The following is a 20,486-nucleotide window of genomic DNA, read 5'->3' on the forward strand; positions in this document are numbered from 1 at the left end:
TAGCTGCGCTTCGCCTACGGCTTCCGCCGCTAGCTGCTCTGCGCCTACTGCGCCTTCGGACAGATGCCGGCTTCGCACAGCCCCTTCCGCAAGGTGCAGGGACATCACCGCGTCGGTTGCAAGATGTCGGCTTCGCACCGACTCCTCCGCAAGGTGCAGAGGCGTCACCGCTCCTTCCGCTAGCTTCTCCGACGTCACCGCTTGTGCTTGCAATTGCGCTTCGCCTACGGATTCAACCGCTAGCTGCTCCGCACCCACCACGCCTTCGGCCAAATGCCGGCTGTGAACCGCTCCTTCGGCTAGGTGCTGCTCCGTCACCGTGCCTTCTGCAAGATGCCGGCCGTGTACCGCTCCTTCGGACAGGTGCTGATCCGTCACCGCGCCTTCTGCAAGCTTCTCTGACGTCACAGACTCCGCCTGCAAGTGCGCTTCGCCTACGGCTTCCGCCGCCAGCTGTTCCACGCCTACTATGCCTGCGGCCAGATGCCGGTCGTGTACCGCTCCGTCGCGGAGGTGCTGCTCCGTCACTGCGCCTTCCGCCAGCTTCTCCGACGTTACGGACTCCGCTTGCAAGTGCGCTTCGCCTACGGCTTCCGCCGCCAGCTGTTCTGCGCCCACCGCGCCTTCGGACAGATGGCGGCCGTAAACTGCTCCTTCAGCTAGGTGCTGATCCGTCACCGATCCTTCCGCCAGCTTCTCCGTCGTCACCGCTTGCGCCTGCAAGTGAGCTTCGCCTACGGCTTCCGCCGCTAGCTGTTCCACGCCTACCGCGCCTTCGGCCAAATGCCGGCCGTGAACCGCGCCGTCAGCCAGGTGCTGCTCCGTCACCGCTCCTTCTGCAAGCTTCTCCGACGTCACGGACTCCGCTTGCAAGTGCGCTTCGCCTACGGCCTCCGCCGCCAGCTGTTCTGCGCCCACCGCGCCTTCCGACAGATGCCGTCGGTGGATCGCTCCTTCGGCCAAGTGCTGCTCCGTCACCGATCCTTCCGCCAGCTTCTCCGACGTCACCGCCTGCGCCTGCAGCTGCGATTCGCCTACGGCTTCCGCCGCCAGTTGTTCCGTGCCTACCGCGCCTTCGGCCAGCTTCTCCGACGTCACCGCCTCCGCCTGCAATTGCACTGTACCTACGGCCTCCGCCGCGAGCTGCTCCATGCCCACCGCGCCTTCGGCCAGATGTCGGCCATAAACCGCGCCTTCGGCCAAGTGCAGCTCCGTCACTGCTCCTTCCGCAAGCTTCTCCGACGTCACGGACTCTGCCTGCAACTGTACTGCACCTACGGCTTCCGCCGCAAGCTGCTCCGCGCCCACCGCGCCTTCGGCCAGATGCCGGCCGTAAACCGCTCCTTCGGACAGGTGCAGCTCCGTTACCGCGCCTTCCGCAAGCTTCTCCGACGTCACGGACTCCGCTTGCAACTGCACTGCACCTACGGCTTCCGCTGCAAGCTGCTCCGAGCCTACCGCGTTTTCGGCCAAATGCCGGCCGTGTACCGCTCCTTCAGCTAGATGCAGCTCCGTCACCGCGCCTTCCGCCAGCTTCTCCGACGTTACGGCTTGCGCCTGTAGTTGGGCTTCGCCTACGGATTCCTCCGCCAACTGTTCCGAGCCTACCGTGCCCTCGGCCAGATGCTGGCTGCGTATGGCCCCTTCCGCAATGTGCAAGGCCATCACCACGCCTCCTGCAATATGCCGGCTTCGCACCGACTCTTCCGTAAGGTGCAGAGGCGTCACCGTGTTTTCCGCCAAGCGGCTGCCGTCCACGGCCCCTTCGGCAAGGTTCTGCGTCGTGACCGCACCTTCCGCCAGATGCCAGTCGTGAACCGCACCGACCGCGAGGTGCGGCGCCATTACCGCGCCTTCCGCCAGCTTCTCCGACGTCACCGACTCCGCCTGCAGCTGTGCCGGGCCTACGGCTTCCGCCGCCAACTGCTCCACACCCACCGCGCCGGGTGCCAGATGCGCCGTGGTCACGGAGCCCTCCGCCAAGCGGCTCCCGTCGACGACGCCCTCTGCGAGGTGCTCCGTGGTAACCGCTCCTTCCGCCAAATGCCAGCCGCGCACGGCCCTTTCTTCGAGGTGTATCGCCGTCACTGCGCCCTCGGCCAGATGCCGACCGCCAACCGCCTCTTCCGCAAGGTGAAATGCCGTCACTGCGCCTTCCGCCAGCTTTTCCGACGTTACGGCCTCCGCCTGCAATTGCGCTTCGCCTACGGCTTCCGCCGCAAGCTGCTCCGCGCCTACCGCACCTGAGGCCAGATGCGCCGTCGTTACGGCTTCCTCCGCCAGGCTACTTGCGCCTACGGCTCCCGCTGCGAGGTGCCTTGCCGTTACCGCGCCTTCCGCCAGCTTTTCTGACGTTACGGCCTCCGGCTGCAACTGCGCTTCGCCTACGGCCCCCGCCGCCAACTGCTCCGTGCCCACCGATCCCGGCGTTAGATGCGCCGTCGTTACCGATCCGTCCGCCAATCGGCTGCCGTCGACCGCTCCCTCTGCGAGGTGCCTCGTTGTCACTGCGTTTTCTGCCAGCTTTTCTGACGTCACCGCCTGTACTTGCAGCTGCGTTTCGCCCACCGCTTCCGCCGCCAGATGCTCCGTGCCCACCGATCCCGGCGCCAGATGCTGCGACTTCACCGACTCCGCTGCCAGTTTTCCCGACGTCACCGCCTGTGCTTGCAGGTGCGCTTCGCCCACCGCTTCCGCTGCCAGATTCTCCGCGCCCACCGATCCCGGCGTTAGATGCCCCATCGTCACGGAGCCCTCCGCCAAGCGGCTTCCGTCGACCGCGTTTTTTGCGAGATGCTGCGTCATGACTGCGCCTTCTGCCAGCTTTTCCGACGTTACCGCCTGCGCCTGCAGCTGCGTTTCGCCAACGGACTCCGCCGCCAACTGTTCCGAGCCGACGGCGCTCGGCTTCAGATGCAACGACGTCACCGAACGCAGCGCCAGCTTTCCCGACGTCACCGCCTGCGCCTGCAGGTGTGCTTCCCCCACGGCCTCCGCCGCAAGCTGCTCCTCGCCGACAGCGCCCGCCGCGAGATGCAGCGACGTTACGGACTCCTCCGCCAAACGGCTGCCGTCGACCGTACCTTCTGCCAGATGTCGGCCGCGTACTGATCCATCGACAAGGTGTAGCGCCGTCACCGCACCTTCCGCCAGTTTCTCCGACGTCACCACGGCCGCCGCTAAGTGTCTGCCGCTTATTGCGCCATCCGCCACATGCGGACCGTACACCGAGCCTTCCACCAGATGCTGCGTCATGACTGCGCCTTCCGCCAGCTTCTCCGACGTGACCGACTGCGCCTGCAGGTGGTCTTCGCCTACGGCTTCCGCCATCAGATGCTGCGTGCCGATCACATTCGGCGTCAGATGCCAAGTCGTCACAGACCCTGCCGCCAAGCGGCTGCCGTCGACCGCGCTTTCCGCCAAGTGCAGCCCGCGCACCGATCCCTTAGCCAGATGATGGGCCGCGACTGCGCCTTCCGCCAGCTTCTCCGACGTTACCGACTGCGTCTGCAGTTGCGCTTCGCCTACGGCTCCGGTCCGCAAATTCTCCACACCGACCGCACCGGGCGTCAAGTGCACCGTCGTCACGGACCCATCCGCCAGATGGCTGCCGCTCACCGCCCCTTCTGCCAAATGCGGCCCCCGCACCGCTCCTTCCGTCAGATGCAGCGATGTCACCGCGCCAGGTGCCAAATGCTTCGCCGTCACCACACTTGCCGCCAAACGACTGCCGTCGACCGCTCCCTCTATCAAATGAGGACCACGTACCGAACCTTCCGTCAGGTGAAGCGCCGTCACCGCGTTTTCCGCCAGCTTCTCCGACGTTATCGCGCCGTCTTCCAATTTATCGCGGGTGACGGCGCCGGTAGCCAGCTGGTGCGTCTTCACAGACGCTTTGCCGAGATGCGCATGTTGAATTGCACCCAAGGCCACATGCTCCGCCTGTACCGATTCCTTGCCCAGCTTCTCCGATGTTACGCTTGCGGAAGCCAGCTTCGCCGTCGTTACGGCCAAATTGGTCAGCTTGTCGGTCGACACCGATTCACCGGACAGCTTGGAGGTGGTGACACTGTGCTTCGCCAGATGCGTGGTTTGTACCGCCCCCTCCTGCAAATGCTGGGCCTGCACCGCTCCCCCGGCCAGCTTATCGGAGGTGACAGCGCGGTCCTGCAGCTTCTCCGTCGCGATCGAGCGCTCCTGCAGATGATCGGTACCGACCGCCAACGATGCAATGTGCGCGGCTTGCACGGCTTTGTCAGCCAGATGCGACGAATTTATGGCATCTTCCGTCAAATGCTCGCCGGATACCGATTTTTTCGCCAGCTTCCGCGAGGTAACGGCTTGCTCGCCCAATTTCTCGGAGGTGACGGAGGAATCCGCCATCTGCTGCGTGCTGACGCAATAAAGCGCCAATTTATCCGCTGTCACCGCGTGGGCGGACAAGTGACGGCCTTCCACCGCTCCTTGCTGCATATGCCGGCTTTCAATCGCTCTTTCCTGCAGATGGAGCCCCTGTACCGCTTCCTTGGACAATTTGCCGGAAGTCACGGCTCCGTCCTTCAGATGAACGGTCTGCACCGCATCTTCCGTCAGATGGCTGGCGTCGATCTGCTTTGGCGAAATGTTAACGCCCCGGACCAGCCCGGCCGTCAGGTGATCGTGCAGCACCGAATTCAGCTTCAAATGCTCGGAAGCCACACTCCAAGGCGCCAGCTTATCCTCCGTAACCGACTGGGGAGCCAGCTTCTCGGCGCCAATTTCTCCATCGGCCAGTTTGGTGGAGGTTACTGAAAAATCGCGCAGCTTTTCCGTCGTTACCGCGCCTTCCAACAGCTTTGACGAATTGACCACGCCGTTGGCCAAATGAATCGAATGAATGGCGCCGCTTCGGATTTTTTCCGACGTGATCGACTGATGCTGAATCAGCTCGCCGGTAATCGCTTCGTCGGCAAAATGCTTCGTATAAATCGATTTTTCGGCGATTTTCATTCCATCGATCGTCTTATCCGCCAGCTTCTCCGAAGTAATGCTGTTGTCCTGAAGCTTCTCCCCGCTGATCGCCCGATCTTGAATTTTTTCTGTCGAGACCGAGGCCTTGGCAAGATGCTCCGCCGTCACCGACTGTAAAGCGAGCTTTTGCGTCGTGACGCTCCGGTCCGCCAGCTTGGCGCTGTCGACCGCGTAGTCGGTCAGATTGTCCCGACCGACGCTATTGCGTTTGATCCGGGTGCCGTCGACGGCATAACGCGCGATTTTCTCCGTCGTAACAGACTCTTCGGCCAAGTCGTCCGTATACACGGTGGTTCCCTGCGTAAACCGCGGTCTGACCGGCTCTTCAACGGACCGGGTAACCGGTTTTTCAACTGTCCGGGCAACCGGCTCTTCAACGGGCCGGGTGACCGGCTTTTCAACTTCCCGAGTGACCGGCTCTTCAACGGGTCGGGGAGTGTCCGGAACTACATGCGATTCGGCAGCTTCTTGTTCTTCATCTCCTTCCTCAAGCTCTAGATGACCAATGCCGATATCATCATCAAAGTCGGCTTGCGGCTTAAAAATTCGCGGCTTGTCATCCAGCCACTTAAGCTCATTAACGTACGAGTCCATGCGCTTGCTGCGCACCGGTCGTCGCGTACCGGAACCCCGGCGGTTTTCTCGTTTCATGCTAGGTCCTCCCATATGGTGTAGTGCCTAGTTGGCCATGCTGGAAATGATTGCAAGTAGACACTTTTAACATATGCATTTACCCAGGAGGTGGTCATTCGCCCGGTCAAAAATGGGCATACGCACAAGAAAGCCGAAACCGTTTTTCCGTCGAACCGCAAAACGCAAAAAAACAGGCGGTCTCGTTCACCGCCCGTCGTAATACGTAAGCCACCGCTCCGCCATCCGTTCCCATGTAAATAGCCGTTGTACCCGCTCCACGCTTCGTTTCCCCATGCAGTGGGCTACGTCCTCATTTTGCAGCAGGTAGATTATCGCCGGCGCAAGGTTGCTCTCCAGAGCGTCCGGCTCCACGGTCAGTCCGGTAACGCCCTCCTCCACAATTTCCGGCATTCCTCCAGCGCGGGTGGCGACGACCGGGACGCCTGCAGCCATCGCTTCCACGTTGACGAGACCGAACGCCTCGCGGCGGGCGGACGGAACGACGAGGACATCGGCCAAGCGAAACCAATCGTCCACTTCGCCGTGCGGAACATACGGAACGAAGCGCACATGGTTTCTCAGCGGCGCGCTCATTCTCCGAAGCCGTCTCACGTAGGGGGTAAGCCGCTTCGAGCCGTAAAAGGCTCCCCCTACCACAAGCAGCAGCGCTTCCGGCACCTTGCCCACAATTTCGGGCATCGCCGCCAGCAAATGATGCACGCCCTTGATCGGAATCAGGCGGCCGACATACAGAATGATTTTACGGTCCTGCAGGCCAAGTCTGTGGAGCAGCGCCTCCCGCATGGCTGCCCCTTCCGGAGACCATCGGGAAATAAAACGGTCCGGATCGGCCCCAAGATGATTAACGATAATTTTGGCCTCGACACGCGGGTCCCTGCGTACCATTTCGTCCTTCAGGTAATGGCTGTTTACCACGATCCGGTCAACCGCAGCGAGACAACGCTTCAGCTCGGGCCGCTGGATATGGGGCTTGGAGACGAATGTAACGGAATGCAGCGACAACCACACCTGCGCCTCCGGATGCCTTCGCTTGAGAAAGCGGGCGAAGCGCGGGCGGTTCTCCACCTGAATGACCTTCGGCCGCAGCTTTCTCAGCTTGCGACTGACACCCTCCACGTAGCGGCGGGGCGAAGCGGCGGACACGCGTTCGTAGAGGACACCTTGGCGAATTTCGGTCCGGCGGAGCGTCCGGCCCTGCCGCCCGATCACCGCCAGCCGGACGTGCTTCTGCAGGCGGCGGACGACTTGTTCCACGACCAGTTCGACGGAGCTGCTCTTGCCTGAAGGGATGACGAACGAACCCGGCGTCACGAAGACGACATCATGCTCTTTCATGGAGCTGCCTCCCCGCGATCTTTTTTGCATTATATTCTTGGCGCAGCGGATGTGGATAGGCTATAGTTGTCCGGGCCGTAGTTTGGGCCGTTTGAATTTTGTCTTGCAGGGCCTCATAATAAAAGAACAAACTTACGATATCCCGAAAGGAAGTGCAGACCGTGAGCCGATTGGAAACGTATATCGAACATTATGCGGAGCTCGCCGTGAAGGTGGGTGTCAACGTGCAGCAGGGGCAGACGCTTATGGTAACCTCGCCCGTATCGGCTGCGGATTTCGTCCGCATCATCGCGCGCAAAGCGTACGAGGCCGGGGCGAAGCACGTCTATGTCGAATGGGACGACGACGAGCTGAAACGGCTGAAGTACGAGCAGGCCCCCGACGAAGCGTTCCATGAATATCCGCAATGGAAAGCGGACGGCTTCCGTCAATTGGCGGAAGAAGGGGCTGCGTTCCTGCAAGTACACTCCCCGGCGCCCGATTTGCTCAAACGGGCGAAGCCCGAACGGATCGCTGCGGCAAGCAAAGCTTACGGCACCGCCATGCTGGAATACCGCCGCATGCTGCAAGCCGGCCGGTTCAGTTGGACGATCGTATCCGTTCCCTCGGCGGCTTGGGCGTCCAAAGTGTTTCCGGAGGCAAACGAAGAAGAGGCGATTCGTTCGCTGTGGGAACGAATCGTTCAAGCGGCGCGAGCCGACCGGGACCGGCCTGTGGAAGCTTGGCGGGAGCATCTGGCAGCGCTGCGCGCGAAGGTGGAGCGGATGAATGCGAAGAAGTACGCCCGACTGATCTACCGCGCACCGGGAACGGAGCTGAACGTGGAGCTGCCCCCGGAGCATCAGTGGGTCGCAGGCGGGATACATAACGCCCAAGGCGTGTTTTTCGTGCCGAACATTCCGACGGAAGAGATGTTCACGCTGCCTCGCGCCGACGGTGTCAACGGAACCGTACGCAGCACGATGCCGCTGAATTGGAACGGGACGCTGATCGACGGCTTCAGCTTGACGTTCGAGAACGGGAAAGTTGTGAAGTGTACGGCGGAGCAAGGACAAGAGCCGCTGCAGCGGCTCATCGCGACCGACGAGGGCGCGGCCCGGCTTGGCGAAGTGGCACTAGTGCCGCAGAACTCGCCGATTGCCGAGATGAACGTGCTGTTTTACAATACGGGGCTCGACGAGAACGCCTCCTGCCACCTGGCATTAGGCAATGCGTATCCGCTTTGTCTGGAAGGCGGCACCGCCATGACCCGGGAGCAGTTGGCGCAGCACGGAGCCAACCACAGTTTGGTGCACGTCGACTTCATGATCGGGTCGGACGAGCTCGATATCGACGGAGAGCTGCCGGACGGGACGATGGAGCCGGTGTTCCGGCGGGGCTGCTGGGCGGATTAATCCGCCCGGGCTCCGGAAAGCTCTGCAAACCGGAAGCAATCGACCGTATGGTCCATCACCATGCCGGTCGCCTGCATAAACGCATAACAGATCGTCGAGCCGACAAACGTGAAACCGCGCTTCTTCAGCGCTTTGCTCATCGCATCCGATTCCGGCGTGCTGGCCGGCACTTCCTTCAGGCTCTGCCAGCGGTTGCGGATCGTATCGCCGCCGACGAACTGCCAAATGTAGCGGTCGAAGCTGCCGAATTCCTCCTGCACCGCGAGAAAAGCCTTCGCGTTCGTCACGGCGGCGCGCATTTTGAGCCGGTTGCGGATCAGGCCCGGATCACTAAGCAGCTCGTCCAATTTGGCATCGTCGTAAGCGGCTACCGCCTTAGGATCGAAGCCGTCGAACGCCTCCCGGTACCGGTCTCTTTTTTTGAGCACCGTATACCAGCTTAGTCCCGCTTGCGCCCCTTCCAGGATCAGCATCTCGAACAACATCCGGTCGTCATGAACGGGAACTCCCCATTCCTTATCGTGATAGTCGATATATAAAGGGTCTTCGTTACACCAGCCACAGCGGCATTCCATAGGACGCATCCTCTCCTTTTTTCCCTACTATACCACATTATTGCGACACCATTTGTCACTGTTTTACATTTTGACGGATTGAAATCTTTTCGATGCCGGCACGTATCAAGTATAATAGCGGATAATACGCGAGCACAGACGCTTCGCGCAGGCCTATCCGAACCCGGCACTGTCGAGCCGAACGATTCCAAACATCAGGCGGGGATTTTATGAATCATTCATTTACGGTATACGAGCAGCAGATCCGGAAGCAGCTGATCGGGTGGGAAAAGGAACTGTTCAAGCCGCCCGGCATGTTCGAAAAAACGTCCAGAGCGCTGCAAACGCGTATCAACCAAGCCATACCCGAGAAAGTACATACGGCCATTACCGCAGCGGTCAAAGGCATTGTTCAGACAGCGTTGTTCAGCCTGGACTATATTCCGAAAAGCGAACCGCTCCAAGACATGAGCTTGGCGTCGCGCGATCACAAGGCCGAGGAGCTGATCGACTTTTACAAAAAGCTGGCGGCGGCGGAAGGCGCGGGGACGGGAGCCGGAGGAATACTGCTTGGGCTCGCGGATTTTCCGATCCTGATCGGCATCAAGATGAAGTTCTTGTTCGAGCTCGCCCACATTTACGGGCATTCGACGCTCGATTATCGCGAACGTTTGTACATTTTGCATGTATTTCAAGTCGCTTTCTCCAGCCAGAACAAAAAGCCCGAGCTGTACCGCGCCGTCGTGAATTGGCCGCAAACCGCCAAAACGCTGCCTTCTGCGGACTCGTACGCCCAGCATATCGATTGGAGGCAGCTGCAGCAGGAATACCGCGATACGATCGATTTCCGCAAACTGCTGCAGCTTGTCCCCGGCATCGGAGCCGTCGTCGGGGCGTGGGCCAACTACGGCCTGCTTGAGGAGCTGGGGCAAGCCGGCATGAACTGCTACCGCCGGCGCTGGCTGGATGAGGCGGAGGAGAAAAGCGAGACAACTTAAGTCGAGGGAGAGGAACCGTAACCATGAAAATCAGCAAAGCGAATGCACCGCATTATATTTGGGGCGACCAATGCGACGGCTGGCATCTGGTTCAGCAGCCTGAGCTGAGCGTCATTCACGAGCGGATGCCCCCGCATACGGCCGAGGTCCGGCATTACCATGAGCAGGCGCGCCAATTGTTTTTCGTGTTGACGGGAACGGCGGAGCTGGAGGTGGACGGCGAGCTCCATACCCTCGGTCCGCAGGAAGGCTGCGAGGTGCCGCCGGGTGTGCCGCATCAGATGAAGAACGTTTCCTCCGGGGACGTCGAGTTCCTTGTCGTCTCGCACCCTCAGACCCGGGGAGACCGGGTGGAAGCGCCGCCCTTGACGGAGCCGAAGCGGGACTAGCCCACGGCCCACTCTGCGCTTCCCCGTATCACTGCCGGAGGCGCCGGAATACACTATACGACCGATTCCAACATTAGGAGCATGTCGTATGACCATCGCTTCCAACCGGGCCATCCAGTTGGCCGCTATCGTGTATCAGGCCATCCGGCAGTATAACAATAACGGAAAGTTCGAGCTGCCCCCCGGATATAAGCTGGCCGCCGTCCTGGGCAGCAAGGAGGTTCCATACCTCGGATTCATTCTCGAGTCCAGGAACTCGATCATCATCGCGCTCCGCGGCACGGCGGCCGTATCCGAATTGAAGAGAGATTTGCAGTTCGATCAAATTCCGTTCCCTTTTGTCCGCAACGCCGGACTAACGCACCGCGGTTTCACGGAGCTGTACGCATCCGCGCTCCGCGAGCCGATTATGAGCTATTTGAACAAAGCTTCCCCAAAAAAAAGACTGTATTTGGCCGGCCACAGCATCGGCGGCTCGCTCGTTACACTCTGCGCGCTCGACCTCGTCTATCATACGCCCTTCAAGCAGCCCGTAGTCTACACGTTCGGAGCTCCGAAGGTCGGTAATCCTGATTTCGTCCGTCGGTTTAACAGACGAATTAAACACAGCACCCACATTGCCAACCGGTATGATCTCGTGCCGCTGCTGCCCCCCTCCTTCGACAAAACCGTATACCGGCATGTCCGGTACCGCTACGTGATCCGCTTCCAAAACAAAGGCCTAAAGGGAAGCCATTCGATCAAAAGCTATTACAAAGAGCTCGTGCGCCGACGCGCAGGCCGCAGCCGTCCATATTACAACGGCAGTCCGAAAGGCCTTTATTTGGCAGACGCATTAAATAGTTTAGCCCTGTCTTTATCAATCGACTCCAAAACTTGTCGCGGCGTCGAGCCTCCCAGCATCATGTCCTGAATGTATTTGCCGACCGTCGTGTTATCCCAGTACAACACCCCGTACTCCATATCCATGCCGTCACCTCCAGGTGCGTTTTCAAGGAGCGTTTTTCCACTCATTGTCGGTTTGGCCGGCACATCTACGAATGAAGGTGCAGGCTGAATATCAGGTCGCGCATCGTAATACTTTTTCAAATTATCCGGTCTTGCCAGGAAATCAAAAAATGCTTTCACGCTCTCCAAATTTTTGGAATCTTTATACGCTACGCGCATATTGCCGCCTGCAGAATGAGAGAAAATATTGTTTCCCGTCATAGGGATAGGGAACATTCTCCAATCGGTTGCTTTTGAATCCGCAAACTTTTCAGCGACTTCATTTTGATAGGAAGTGTAGCTCAGGAATGTCGCTGCCTGCTCGTTACCCATTGCCTCGTAGCTGGAATCCCAAGTATGCGAAATCGGATTTTCCCCAAAATATTGTTTGTCGTACATTTTCTTAAATTGTGTAAGGAAGGTTTCAAACTCCTTTACCTCCGCAAACTTGATCTGATTCGAATTCAGCTTCTCGTACAGGCCGGGATTGCGTTTTGCAGCAATAGGTCCCATTTGCGATAACCAAATGCCCCAGTGCCAAGATTCTTTTCCTGCTTCGTAAACAGGCGTAATGTTGTTGGCTTTTAAAGTGTCCAACGTTTTCGTAAATTCATCAAAGGTCTTGGGTACCGTTAAGTTATACTTTTCAAACATTTTCGTATTGTAAAGTATCCCCCATCCATCTACGGACCAGGTCATAAAGCCCATTACCTTGCCGTTGATCGTACTGCCTGTTTTGGCATAGGGCACATATCTGGATACCCACTTCTCGTTCGACAAATCTGCAAAGTACTTATCCGGCAGAAATTTTTGCGCGCCTGCTCCGGCGTGGACCATAAAAATATCCGGCGCCTCTCCCGAAGCAAGCTTCGTTTTCAAAATGTTCGCATATTGATCGTCCGGAACGACTTGCATATTTACTTTAATGCCCGTTTCTCTCGTAAAAGCCTCATTCAGCTCCGAATCGATCTTGGACCCTTTGTTTAACCAGTTTTGTGAACCTACGTAGGTGATCGTTTTATCCTTAGCAGCGCCTTGTCCCTTGTTTTCCCTTTCGGTTGTTAGATCCTTTTGTGCAGAGCAGCCGATCAATCCCGAAATGCCGAGGAGTGACATCATACTAACTGCCAATACTTTTTGCCAATTTAGCTGACGCATAAACGAACCCCTTAATTCATATTGTATTTTTTGAGATACACCCTTATTATTAAGGTTATACAAAAATTAGTAAATAAAGGAATCTATTATTGAATGTGTATGAAATTTACTTCCAAGGCAACTCGATCGGATGATCGAAGGAAATGAAACAGATCAGAACGGTGCAATCTAAACTTTTTTTGGTATACGCCAGCCTCATTACCCTGCTTATTGTCATTTTTGTAACTTCATTTTATTTATACGTTTCTAGCGCGTTAGAGAAAAAAGCCTCCGAATCCATTCATCAGCTGTCTCTTAACATTTCGGATAAATTTGATGTTGAGTTAAAAGGCATGGATGCCATTGCCGGGAGAATCATTACATCTGATAGTTTAAGAACCTATTTTTTCGAAAGCACTGACAGCCCTTATAAGGAACTGAATAACGGAAGGAATATATCCAACACTTTATTTTCCATTACCGGTTATCCATTTGAATTTTATCAAATTAATATTTTTCGGACCAACGGCAAGCTTATACAATTTGGCAAAAACTTCAATATGTCTCAACTGTCTCCCTATACGATACAGAGCCAGGTATGGGTCAACCTTACACTCAAAGAGGACGGGCGGAAAACCGTCATTCCTCCGCGCATTAACGACTGGGATCAATCAAATACGATTGTCCTTTCCGTCAGCAGGGCTTTCTCAGAGGTTTTGGGCAAACAGCTTGATAGCATCGTGGAGGTCCAGCAGGATTTCAGCGTTTTTCAAAATTTAGTCAATCGATCGATTACGATTCCTGGCGAAGAAATCTCTCAACCGACCAAGGTATACGTTTATGACAAGAACGGCGCGTTGATTTATCCGTTTTCCGAAGGCATCCCCCCAGACGAGACCTATTGGAATGACGTGAAGGGTCTTGCCAATCCGAGCGGTATTGTGAAGCCGGACGATCCCTGGATTATGCCGGGGAATTCCACCAGGCCTTCGGAAATCATCGCCTATTCGCGATCCGAATTCAGCGGCTGGACCGTGCTGCTCGTCGAATCCGAACCCGCTTTATTGCAGCCGGTAAAAGCATTCCGGAATCAAATCGTTTTGATCGGGATCGCCGCACTTCTGATCACGATGATTTTGACCTACTATATGTCCAAAGGCCTGACCATCCCACTTCAAGCCATACGCAAGTCCATAGCCAACCTGAGCCTGCAAACGTTGCCGCCAGCAACAATGCCTGCCCCTCCCTCCGATCTGAACGAACTGGAGGAACTGAACGCAGCTTTTGTGCAAATGTGTAAAAGACTCGAAGAGTCGCTTCACGAGGCCGTTGAGGCCAGGTCACAGGAAATAAAAGCTCGAATGCTTGCCCTGCAAGCCCAGATGAATCCGCATTTTCTATATAACACGTTAACTATCATTAGTATCAAAGCGGAAAACAATCGTCAAACGGAAATTGTAAAAATGTGTAGCGATCTATCCGGCATGTTAAGATATATTGCTATCGATGGCTCAATTCCCGTCACGATGGAGCAGGAATTGGACTATACCGTGAAGTATCTGGATTTGATGAGGACCCGTCATATCCATCAGTTTTCATGCAGCATCGAAATACCGGCGGAAATGAACCAAGTGCGCGTACCGCGTCTTATCCTGCAGCCCATCGTCGAAAACTGCTTTAAACACGCTTTCAATAAAAGACCTCCTTGGCATATTCAAATTAAGGGTAAAATGTGCGACAACGGCTGGGAAATTATCGTTTCGGATAACGGTATCGGATTTGACGACCAGGTTTTAACAAGTATTTTAACAAAAATCAACAATGCTGAGCCGGGAATTGAAGTTGATGATGATTTTCCTCATATCGGGTTGCTGAATATTTTTCATCGCTTGAAGTTATTTTATGGGGACAAGGCCTTCTTTCAGTTATTAAATAAAACTGAGGAGGGTGCGGAAGTTAAGATTGGGGTATCCGATCCAAGGGAGAATATTTATGCCTAGTGGCTACACATTCAAAGTACTGGTTGCTGAAGACGAGCAAACGATTCTTGAACACATTGTTGAAAAAATAGGATATACCGACCCCAGCTTTCATGTCATTGCCACAGCTACGAACGGGGAAGACGCGCTGGAGCTTGTGGAACAACATAGACCGGATGTATTATTTACTGATGTGAAAATGCCGCTAATGGATGGGATTGAATTAATACGCCTTGTGAAAAAGCTTTTCCCTGAAATTCATGTCGTCATCTTAAGCGGCTTCGACAATTTCACCTTCGTGCAGCAGGCCCTTAAATTGGGAGTGTCTGATTATCTGCTGAAACCGATAATATCGGAAAACCTGCGGGATACGCTGCATGAGATCAAGGGCAAACTTGAACAACGCAATATGATTCTCGAAAGAGCGATCATCACGCAAGATTTGAACGGAATTCACCCGGTTCATTCGGAACATTCCGCCTTGCAAAACGAGATGTTTGTGCTGCACCTTATTTGTCTGGGCAATCTGTACAGGTATGCAGCCAATGAATTGGATACGCATAGCCTAAGCAAAATTTGGGGCATGTTGGAGTGGTCACAGCTACTGAATGACGATCGTCGGTCAACAACAAAATGGTGGGTCATTGACGAGAAAAATGATAACGTCAAGTTCCTTATTACGACGACAAATCCTAACCAAAGCGAATCGACAGTGAATAAGACGCTGGAAATTCAAAAAGGAATCTCTCGATTCATGAAGGACGCTTTTTCGGTAACTTTGTGTACCCATCTTATTCCTGTTCCATTCGGTGAATTGTGGGAAATGTCCCAGTCCCTCAGAAAATGCCTGGGCAAATTTCTTGTGCCTTGCCAATCGTCGATTATTACGTTTGGAGACTTGCCGCAGCATCAAGATATGAACAGTTACCTGGATCAGGTAACTTTGAACGCCATCCAAATGCTTGTTAAACAGCGAAAGTTTGATCAACTCGTACAGGAGCTGGCGCGGCTTTTTGAAGGATGGAAGCAAAACAATTTGACGCAGGAAACATTAGAAAGGGCGTTAGTTCAGATCGTTAGGTTCATTTTTCTGCATTTGGAGGAACATAATCAAACCGCGGTCGAGATTGAAGCGAGGATTTACAGTATTGTGGCGACCACCAATCATATCGACACGTTATACCAAGACATTCTGCAATTGATCGGAGAACACCTGCCTGTACACCAAAAACTTGATTCAGCCAAAGAATTGTACATGCGGCTTGAAGAATATATTCGTCTTAACTTCACCAAGCCAATTAACGTAGAGCATTTAGCCAACAAATTCCAATTCAACGCCTCATACATTAGCCGGGTATTCAAGAAATATCAAGGAGTGCCTCCTTTGCAGCACCTCATTTCAATGCGCATTCAAGAGGCCAAACGTTTAATCAAAGAAAAGCCCGAACTGGATTTTAAAGATATATCCGAAATTATTGGCTTTAACAATCAGCATTACTTCAGCAAAGTATTTCGAAGCCGGGTAGGACTAAATCCGTCCGAGTATCGGGATTTGATGAAAAGCAATAGACCGTGATGCCAAAAAGACAAAGAGCCCCTCATGGAGCGCTTTGTCTTTGTCTTTCTTCATTACTTGATTAACTTCGCTTCCGCCCAATCCGCATGATCATTCGTGATACCGTCTCCGTTGTCGGTTACCACAAGTCTCAACGTATTTTTTCCAGTAACGTTCACAGTGATATTTACCGGTGTATCACCGCTTTTCATCGCTGCTGTGTTCTCAAAAGCCGGCGTGGTATTATTGTCAAGAAAGACTTGGAACTTGACGGTACCATAACCAGTAGCCACTTCATCGTCAACCCCTACGGTTGCAGTAAATGTAGTATACTCCCCATTTAAGTTGTAGCGGATTTCACTATTCGCATGGGTTCCGATTCCTTTGGCATACGTCTTGTTTTTCAGCTTCAAAATATGATTGTCGATACTTCGGTCCAAATTCATTTTTCCATTAACGATTGTCGGATTCATATCACTTAAGTAGTAAGGCGCTTCTACAGTAACACTCGTACCTGCTGGAACCGAAATCGTTACATAAGATACATTCTTACCATTCAAATCTTTATGACCTGCCGCTTGTGTACTGGTTGTCGTACCGTTGATAACTTCCAAATGACTGGAATTCACATAGAATTGAGCCTCCCAGTTAATAGCAGCACCAGAATTGTTTGTTAATGTCGTTTTGTAATTTCCGTCATGACGTACTTTCAGGTCGTTGCCACCGATGCGAACATGATTCGCTTGCACCCAAGGAACTTCACTCGTAAGCCTCGGCACGGTAGCCACTTTTTGATTTGGCGCATCAGGTTGAACGCCCATCATACCGGTGATTGTGTTCGAAACGAACGTGAATGAAACTTCCGGATACGGATTCCGGTCTTGCATGAGATTTTTCATCCATTTCCAAGCCAAATCATTTTTTCCATGTAAGTAGAACATCTCGGGAATATACGTTTTCGCCTCGACATTTAGTTGCTTTGCCGTAATCGATTGATCGATGAAGTTCAAATAAGAATCCGTTCTTGCTCCCTGATCGGTAATCAACTTCAACGGCATAAAGAAGCTGTTTTCGTGACCAAAATCTGTTTTGGGGGTACCGTTTATGGTGAAGCCCCGAACATACCTTTGATCGGTGTTGGAGTACCAGTTGTTTGCGAAATGAGAGCGCAGATTGTTAGCTTTGGTCAAGTAAGTTGTGGCGCCTGTTGCATCTCCGCGCGCCTCCAAAATTTTGGAATAAGCAAGCAGAGCTTGATATTGGCTGCCAATGCCGTCTCCGGATTCAAACAATTTGTCGGGGCCTTGAGGATCAAACTCGTGATAAGTGGCTAGCTGCTTCGTTTCGTCTGCAACGCCGTTATGATTTTGATCCTGATTATTCATAAAATTTGTAAGTGTGTTGGTATAATAAGTGTATAGCTCACTATTGGGGTCTACCGTACCATCGTCTTTAAGTCCTATCCATTTCTTTTGACCTGTCCATAAATACTGCTCGTAGCCTTTCTGTACGATCTCAAAAGGAAAAGGCAGCTCGCGATATTCCTTATCCATATAATAGCCATTGCCGAAGAAGTCGAATGACCAATAGGGCCAATATGGATTTGACGTATTGCTCTTGGTTGATTTGGCAAATGCATTAAACATAGAATAGTTTTGATTATCCATGTTCAGTAAATGTCCTGCTGCTGATTGATGTGCGATATCTCGGACGCAAAAGGCCTCTCTGAAATGAGTAATAGAGTCAGCATAAGATCCCCAGTAGGCAGGAATGAGCGGCGGGGTGTAATTTGCTTTATATACTCCGGCATTCACCCAATCCGCATGATCGTAGTCGATACCGTCTCCGGCATCGGTCACTCTCAACTTCAATACATTTACACCGGTGACGTTTACATCTACTGGTTTCGCTGCATCGCCGCCGATCATCTTACCGCTATCGAAAGCCGGGGTCGTAGCATTGTCGAGAAACACCTGAAAATGGACGGATCCCTTGCCAGCGCCCACTTCATTGTCTACACCTACGTTTGCCGTAAATCTGGTATATTGTCCATTCAAATTGTAAACAATGTCGCCGTTTGCATGGGTCCCGAGACCTTTTCTGACAGCTGGAAATGTAACGCCATTTAACTTCAATTCATTATTTTCCACACTTCTATCTTTACGAACTTCACCCCAACCGCTCCTTGTTGCGTCTTTTACCCAATCTAAATCACTTAGATACACGAAGCCTATGTATAAATTTTTGACTCGGGGATCTTCACATCCATCGGTTGTTGTACAACCGACGCTTTGCCGGGCTGCTTTGATATTATCCAGCGTAGCATCGAGACTAAGAGCTCGGGCTTTCGCCCAATTAAAATAGTCATTCAAGCTTGTGTTACCGGACGTCAGCGTCAAATCACTACTGGCTGCTTGGGCAGGGACAGGAGCTACATTTGACAGCATGCCTGTCACCATCGATGCAATCAAGACAACCTTTTTCACTTCTCTTGCTTTTCGTAACATTAAAACTCCTCCTCGTAATATGAATTTAAGCTGAGTCGTTGAATTCCAGCATGCACCCCCTTTCAATCTTCCACAATTTGGTTATTAATGGTATATAGATCATTTTCAGGAATCATTAAGTTAAGTATAGTAGCAAAACATTCGCTGTTAAATGTCGTTTCTTGACTACTTTATTTATACTTTTTTTACTTGTGCATTTTTGAGCTCTTGAGGTACAAGGATTTCTGAACATTAAAAAGAGACTTCCCCCGACTTGGAGAAGTCTTCAAGCGAACAAACCTGAAAACAACCAAGCAAGTGAAGTCAATTGAATCGTAGATGTATTGAATGGGGGATTGATAAAACGGAAATGTAAAGCCGATATGGCTTAACGATTGCAAATCAAGTAAAGAAGATTGCCATCAGGATCACTGAAGTGCGCCAGTCGGGTTCCATTGTTTTCCATAATATGTTGAAATTCAACACCACGAGATTTCAGCACCCCGATTGCCGACTCTAACTCTTGTACTTCAAATCCAATAGAAATGCTTTCTGACTTTCCCTGTTGAAAACCTTGTTCTCCGGCAGGATACAGTAGCCCAATTGTCAATCCCGGCACTTCAACCTGTGCAAAATGCCCCTCCACCTGGTGTTGTAATTGTAATCCAAGTGTCTCTACGTAAAATTGTACTGCTTTATTAAAATCAGATACCATTACAGTTACGTTTCCACTCTTGAACATGGTTATTCCCTCCATATGAAAATAAATCTTATGTTAATTATTCAATCCCAGACTTCGTTTATATGCGAGGATCTCCTCGACGGCTCGACGGTACCCACCCGCAGTACGGAACGAATCGCCAATTTCAGCGCAAGCCTTTCGAATGGACGCATCCTTGAGCACGCGTTCCGCCGCCTCTCTGAGATCTTCGGCGGTTAATCCTTCTTGATTCAGGTGGAGGCCTGCACCGATTTCAGTCACACGTCGCGCTATCATAGGTTGGTCAGCGCTTTGGGGAAGTACAATCAGCGGTACACCATAATAAAGACCTTCACTGGTACTATTCATGCCCCCGTGAGTGATAAATAACTTCGCGCGTTGAAGTACTTCGAGTTGCGGCACGTAGTTGCGGACGATAAAATTCGCTGGAATGTCTCCCAATTCCGCAACCCGGGTTTGCCTGCCAACAGATAAAATCACGGTGTACTCCGTTTCGGCGAACGCCGCAAAGCATAGCTTGTAAAAATCCAATGCTTGATTGAAAACTGTGCCGAATGAAATGTAAATCAGGCGATCCGTGTCCACATGAGAGAAATCAAAATCATCATCCGAGCGCGACACGACAGACGGCCCTACGAACTTGTACGTCTCATCGAAGCTTTCTCCACCGGGTTGGAAGTGTTTCGACGTGTAGACGATGGTCAATGGCGCTGGATTGCAGAAAACCTCGTAGGCAGAGCCCAATTGTACCTTGTATTTCGCTTGCACGCTCCTGACCAGCTGTTGAAACTCCTGTTGTGCACGTTCATTCACATCCACCGGAAAATGGAGCGAGAGGTGATCTTGCATTCTGTCGAAGCTGTTTTGTTGAATGGCAAAGCTCGTACACGAGTTGATTGCCGGTACGTCAAATATTTGCGCGAGCAAGCGCCCGCAGCCGAACATCGAGTCATGAATGATGTAATCGAAACGTTCTCCTTTTGTTTGCTCCAGAACACTGGGAATGACGATGTCGGCCGTGCGCAGCAGTCCGCCCACTCGTCCCCAAGGACTTCTTCCACCGGCAAGGAACGCCTCCACAAATTTGCCGCCATCGAACGTGATCACCTCTGCACCCGTCTGCTCGACGCGATCACGAAATTGATCCATTATAAAGTAAACTACCTCTTCGCCACGACGGATAAGTTCTTGAACAACACCGAGGGTTGGATTGATATGTCCTTCGGAACCTCCGTTGATAAATAAAACGCGTGCCATATTCATCACCTTTCGTCATGAAGTACCCTG

At 53.1% G+C, this 20,486-nt stretch carries 13 protein-coding genes; 6 read left to right on the forward strand and 7 right to left on the reverse strand.

From position 1 onward, the window contains the following. Positions 1-5,661, reverse strand: a 5,661-nt coding sequence (locus PEL01S_RS17955) for a hypothetical protein (RefSeq protein ID WP_127461280.1), incomplete at its 3' end; no start/stop codon positions are given. Positions 5,662-5,847: 186 nt separating this feature from the next. Next, positions 5,848-6,999 carry a glycosyltransferase family 4 protein gene (locus PEL01S_RS17960; RefSeq protein ID WP_127461281.1) on the reverse strand — a complete coding sequence of 384 codons (1,152 nt, stop codon included), beginning with the start codon at positions 6,997-6,999 and terminating at the stop codon, positions 5,848-5,850. A 161-nt stretch (positions 7,000-7,160) separates the two neighbouring features. On the opposite strand from PEL01S_RS17960, the gene PEL01S_RS17965 reads away from it, so the two are divergent. Beyond that, positions 7,161-8,393, forward strand: a complete 1,233-nt coding sequence (locus tag PEL01S_RS17965) for an aminopeptidase (RefSeq protein WP_127461282.1) — start codon at positions 7,161-7,163, stop codon at positions 8,391-8,393. Here PEL01S_RS17965 and PEL01S_RS17970 read toward each other — a convergent pair. Continuing rightward, the gene (locus tag PEL01S_RS17970; RefSeq protein ID WP_063184094.1) at positions 8,390-8,968 is read right to left on the reverse strand and encodes a DNA-3-methyladenine glycosylase I; all 579 of its coding nucleotides are present in this window, start codon (positions 8,966-8,968) and stop codon (positions 8,390-8,392) included. The genes PEL01S_RS17965 and PEL01S_RS17970 overlap by 4 nt on opposite strands. A gap of 209 nt (positions 8,969-9,177) precedes the next feature. On the opposite strand from PEL01S_RS17970, the gene PEL01S_RS17975 reads away from it, so the two are divergent. From PEL01S_RS17975 to PEL01S_RS17985, 3 genes are all read left to right on the forward strand, one after another. After that, a complete protein-coding gene (locus tag PEL01S_RS17975; protein ID WP_127461283.1) occupies positions 9,178-9,945 on the forward strand; it encodes an EcsC family protein in 768 nt (255 codons plus the stop codon). 23 nt (positions 9,946-9,968) lie between these two features. Further along, the gene (locus PEL01S_RS17980; RefSeq protein ID WP_127461284.1) at positions 9,969-10,334 is read left to right on the forward strand and encodes a cupin domain-containing protein; all 366 of its coding nucleotides are present in this window, start codon (positions 9,969-9,971) and stop codon (positions 10,332-10,334) included. 88 nt (positions 10,335-10,422) lie between these two features. After that, entirely contained in the window at positions 10,423-11,247 is an 825-nt protein-coding gene (locus PEL01S_RS17985; RefSeq protein ID WP_127461285.1) for a lipase family protein, read from the forward strand. Here the strand turns inward: PEL01S_RS17985 and PEL01S_RS17990 are convergent. Then, positions 11,154-12,479 carry an ABC transporter substrate-binding protein gene (locus PEL01S_RS17990; RefSeq protein ID WP_127461286.1) on the reverse strand — a complete coding sequence of 442 codons (1,326 nt, stop codon included), beginning with the start codon at positions 12,477-12,479 and terminating at the stop codon, positions 11,154-11,156. The genes PEL01S_RS17985 and PEL01S_RS17990 overlap by 94 nt on opposite strands. 143 nt (positions 12,480-12,622) lie before the next feature. Between PEL01S_RS17990 and PEL01S_RS17995 the strand changes: the two genes are divergently transcribed. Together PEL01S_RS17995 and PEL01S_RS18000 are read left to right on the forward strand one after the other, a co-directional pair. After that, positions 12,623-14,458 (forward strand): cache domain-containing sensor histidine kinase, encoded by a 1,836-nt coding sequence (locus tag PEL01S_RS17995; protein WP_127461287.1) that lies wholly within the window; start codon positions 12,623-12,625, stop codon positions 14,456-14,458. Further along, positions 14,451-16,013 (forward strand): response regulator transcription factor, encoded by a 1,563-nt coding sequence (locus PEL01S_RS18000; protein ID WP_127461288.1) that lies wholly within the window; start codon positions 14,451-14,453, stop codon positions 16,011-16,013. Before PEL01S_RS17995 ends, PEL01S_RS18000 begins: the two co-directional genes overlap by 8 nt. Before the next feature lie 53 nt (positions 16,014-16,066). Here the strand turns inward: PEL01S_RS18000 and PEL01S_RS18005 are convergent, their stop codons facing one another. The 3 genes from PEL01S_RS18005 to PEL01S_RS18015 form a co-directional block, all read right to left on the reverse strand. After that, the gene (locus PEL01S_RS18005) at positions 16,067-18,499 is read right to left on the reverse strand and encodes an NPCBM/NEW2 domain-containing protein (RefSeq protein WP_127461289.1); all 2,433 of its coding nucleotides are present in this window, start codon (positions 18,497-18,499) and stop codon (positions 16,067-16,069) included. A 367-nt stretch (positions 18,500-18,866) separates the two neighbouring features. Beyond that, the gene (locus PEL01S_RS18010; RefSeq protein ID WP_127461290.1) at positions 18,867-19,220 is read right to left on the reverse strand and encodes a VOC family protein; all 354 of its coding nucleotides are present in this window, start codon (positions 19,218-19,220) and stop codon (positions 18,867-18,869) included. 33 nt (positions 19,221-19,253) lie between these two features. Continuing rightward, positions 19,254-20,456 (reverse strand): macrolide family glycosyltransferase, encoded by a 1,203-nt coding sequence (locus tag PEL01S_RS18015; protein ID WP_127461291.1) that lies wholly within the window; start codon positions 20,454-20,456, stop codon positions 19,254-19,256. Between the last annotated feature and the right edge of the window lie 30 nt (positions 20,457-20,486).

The sequence above is a fragment of the Paenibacillus elgii NBRC 100335 genome (genome assembly GCF_004000865.1).
GTDB lineage: Bacteria > Bacillota > Bacilli > Paenibacillales > NBRC-103111 > Paenibacillus_G > Paenibacillus_G elgii.

What these genes read in the sequence shown, in the direction of transcription:
- PEL01S_RS17990 (WP_127461286.1), bottom strand. Translation starts at nt 12,479, where the DNA reads ATGCGTCAGCTAAATTGGCAAAAAGTATTGGCAGTTAGTATGATGTCA.
- PEL01S_RS17985 (WP_127461285.1), top strand. Translation starts at nt 10,423, where the DNA reads ATGACCATCGCTTCCAACCGGGCCATCCAGTTGGCCGCTATCGTGTAT.
- PEL01S_RS17980 (WP_127461284.1), top strand. Translation starts at nt 9,969, where the DNA reads ATGAAAATCAGCAAAGCGAATGCACCGCATTATATTTGGGGCGACCAA.
- PEL01S_RS18005 (WP_127461289.1), bottom strand. Translation starts at nt 18,499, where the DNA reads ATGTTACGAAAAGCAAGAGAAGTGAAAAAGGTTGTCTTGATTGCATCG.
- PEL01S_RS18015 (WP_127461291.1), bottom strand. Translation starts at nt 20,456, where the DNA reads ATGGCACGCGTTTTATTTATCAACGGAGGTTCCGAAGGACATATCAAT.
- PEL01S_RS18010 (WP_127461290.1), bottom strand. Translation starts at nt 19,220, where the DNA reads ATGTTCAAGAGTGGAAACGTAACTGTAATGGTATCTGATTTTAATAAA.
- PEL01S_RS17975 (WP_127461283.1), top strand. Translation starts at nt 9,178, where the DNA reads ATGAATCATTCATTTACGGTATACGAGCAGCAGATCCGGAAGCAGCTG.
- PEL01S_RS17960 (WP_127461281.1), bottom strand. Translation starts at nt 6,999, where the DNA reads ATGAAAGAGCATGATGTCGTCTTCGTGACGCCGGGTTCGTTCGTCATC.
- PEL01S_RS17995 (WP_127461287.1), top strand. Translation starts at nt 12,623, where the DNA reads ATGAAACAGATCAGAACGGTGCAATCTAAACTTTTTTTGGTATACGCC.
- PEL01S_RS18000 (WP_127461288.1), top strand. Translation starts at nt 14,451, where the DNA reads ATGCCTAGTGGCTACACATTCAAAGTACTGGTTGCTGAAGACGAGCAA.
- PEL01S_RS17970 (WP_063184094.1), bottom strand. Translation starts at nt 8,968, where the DNA reads ATGGAATGCCGCTGTGGCTGGTGTAACGAAGACCCTTTATATATCGAC.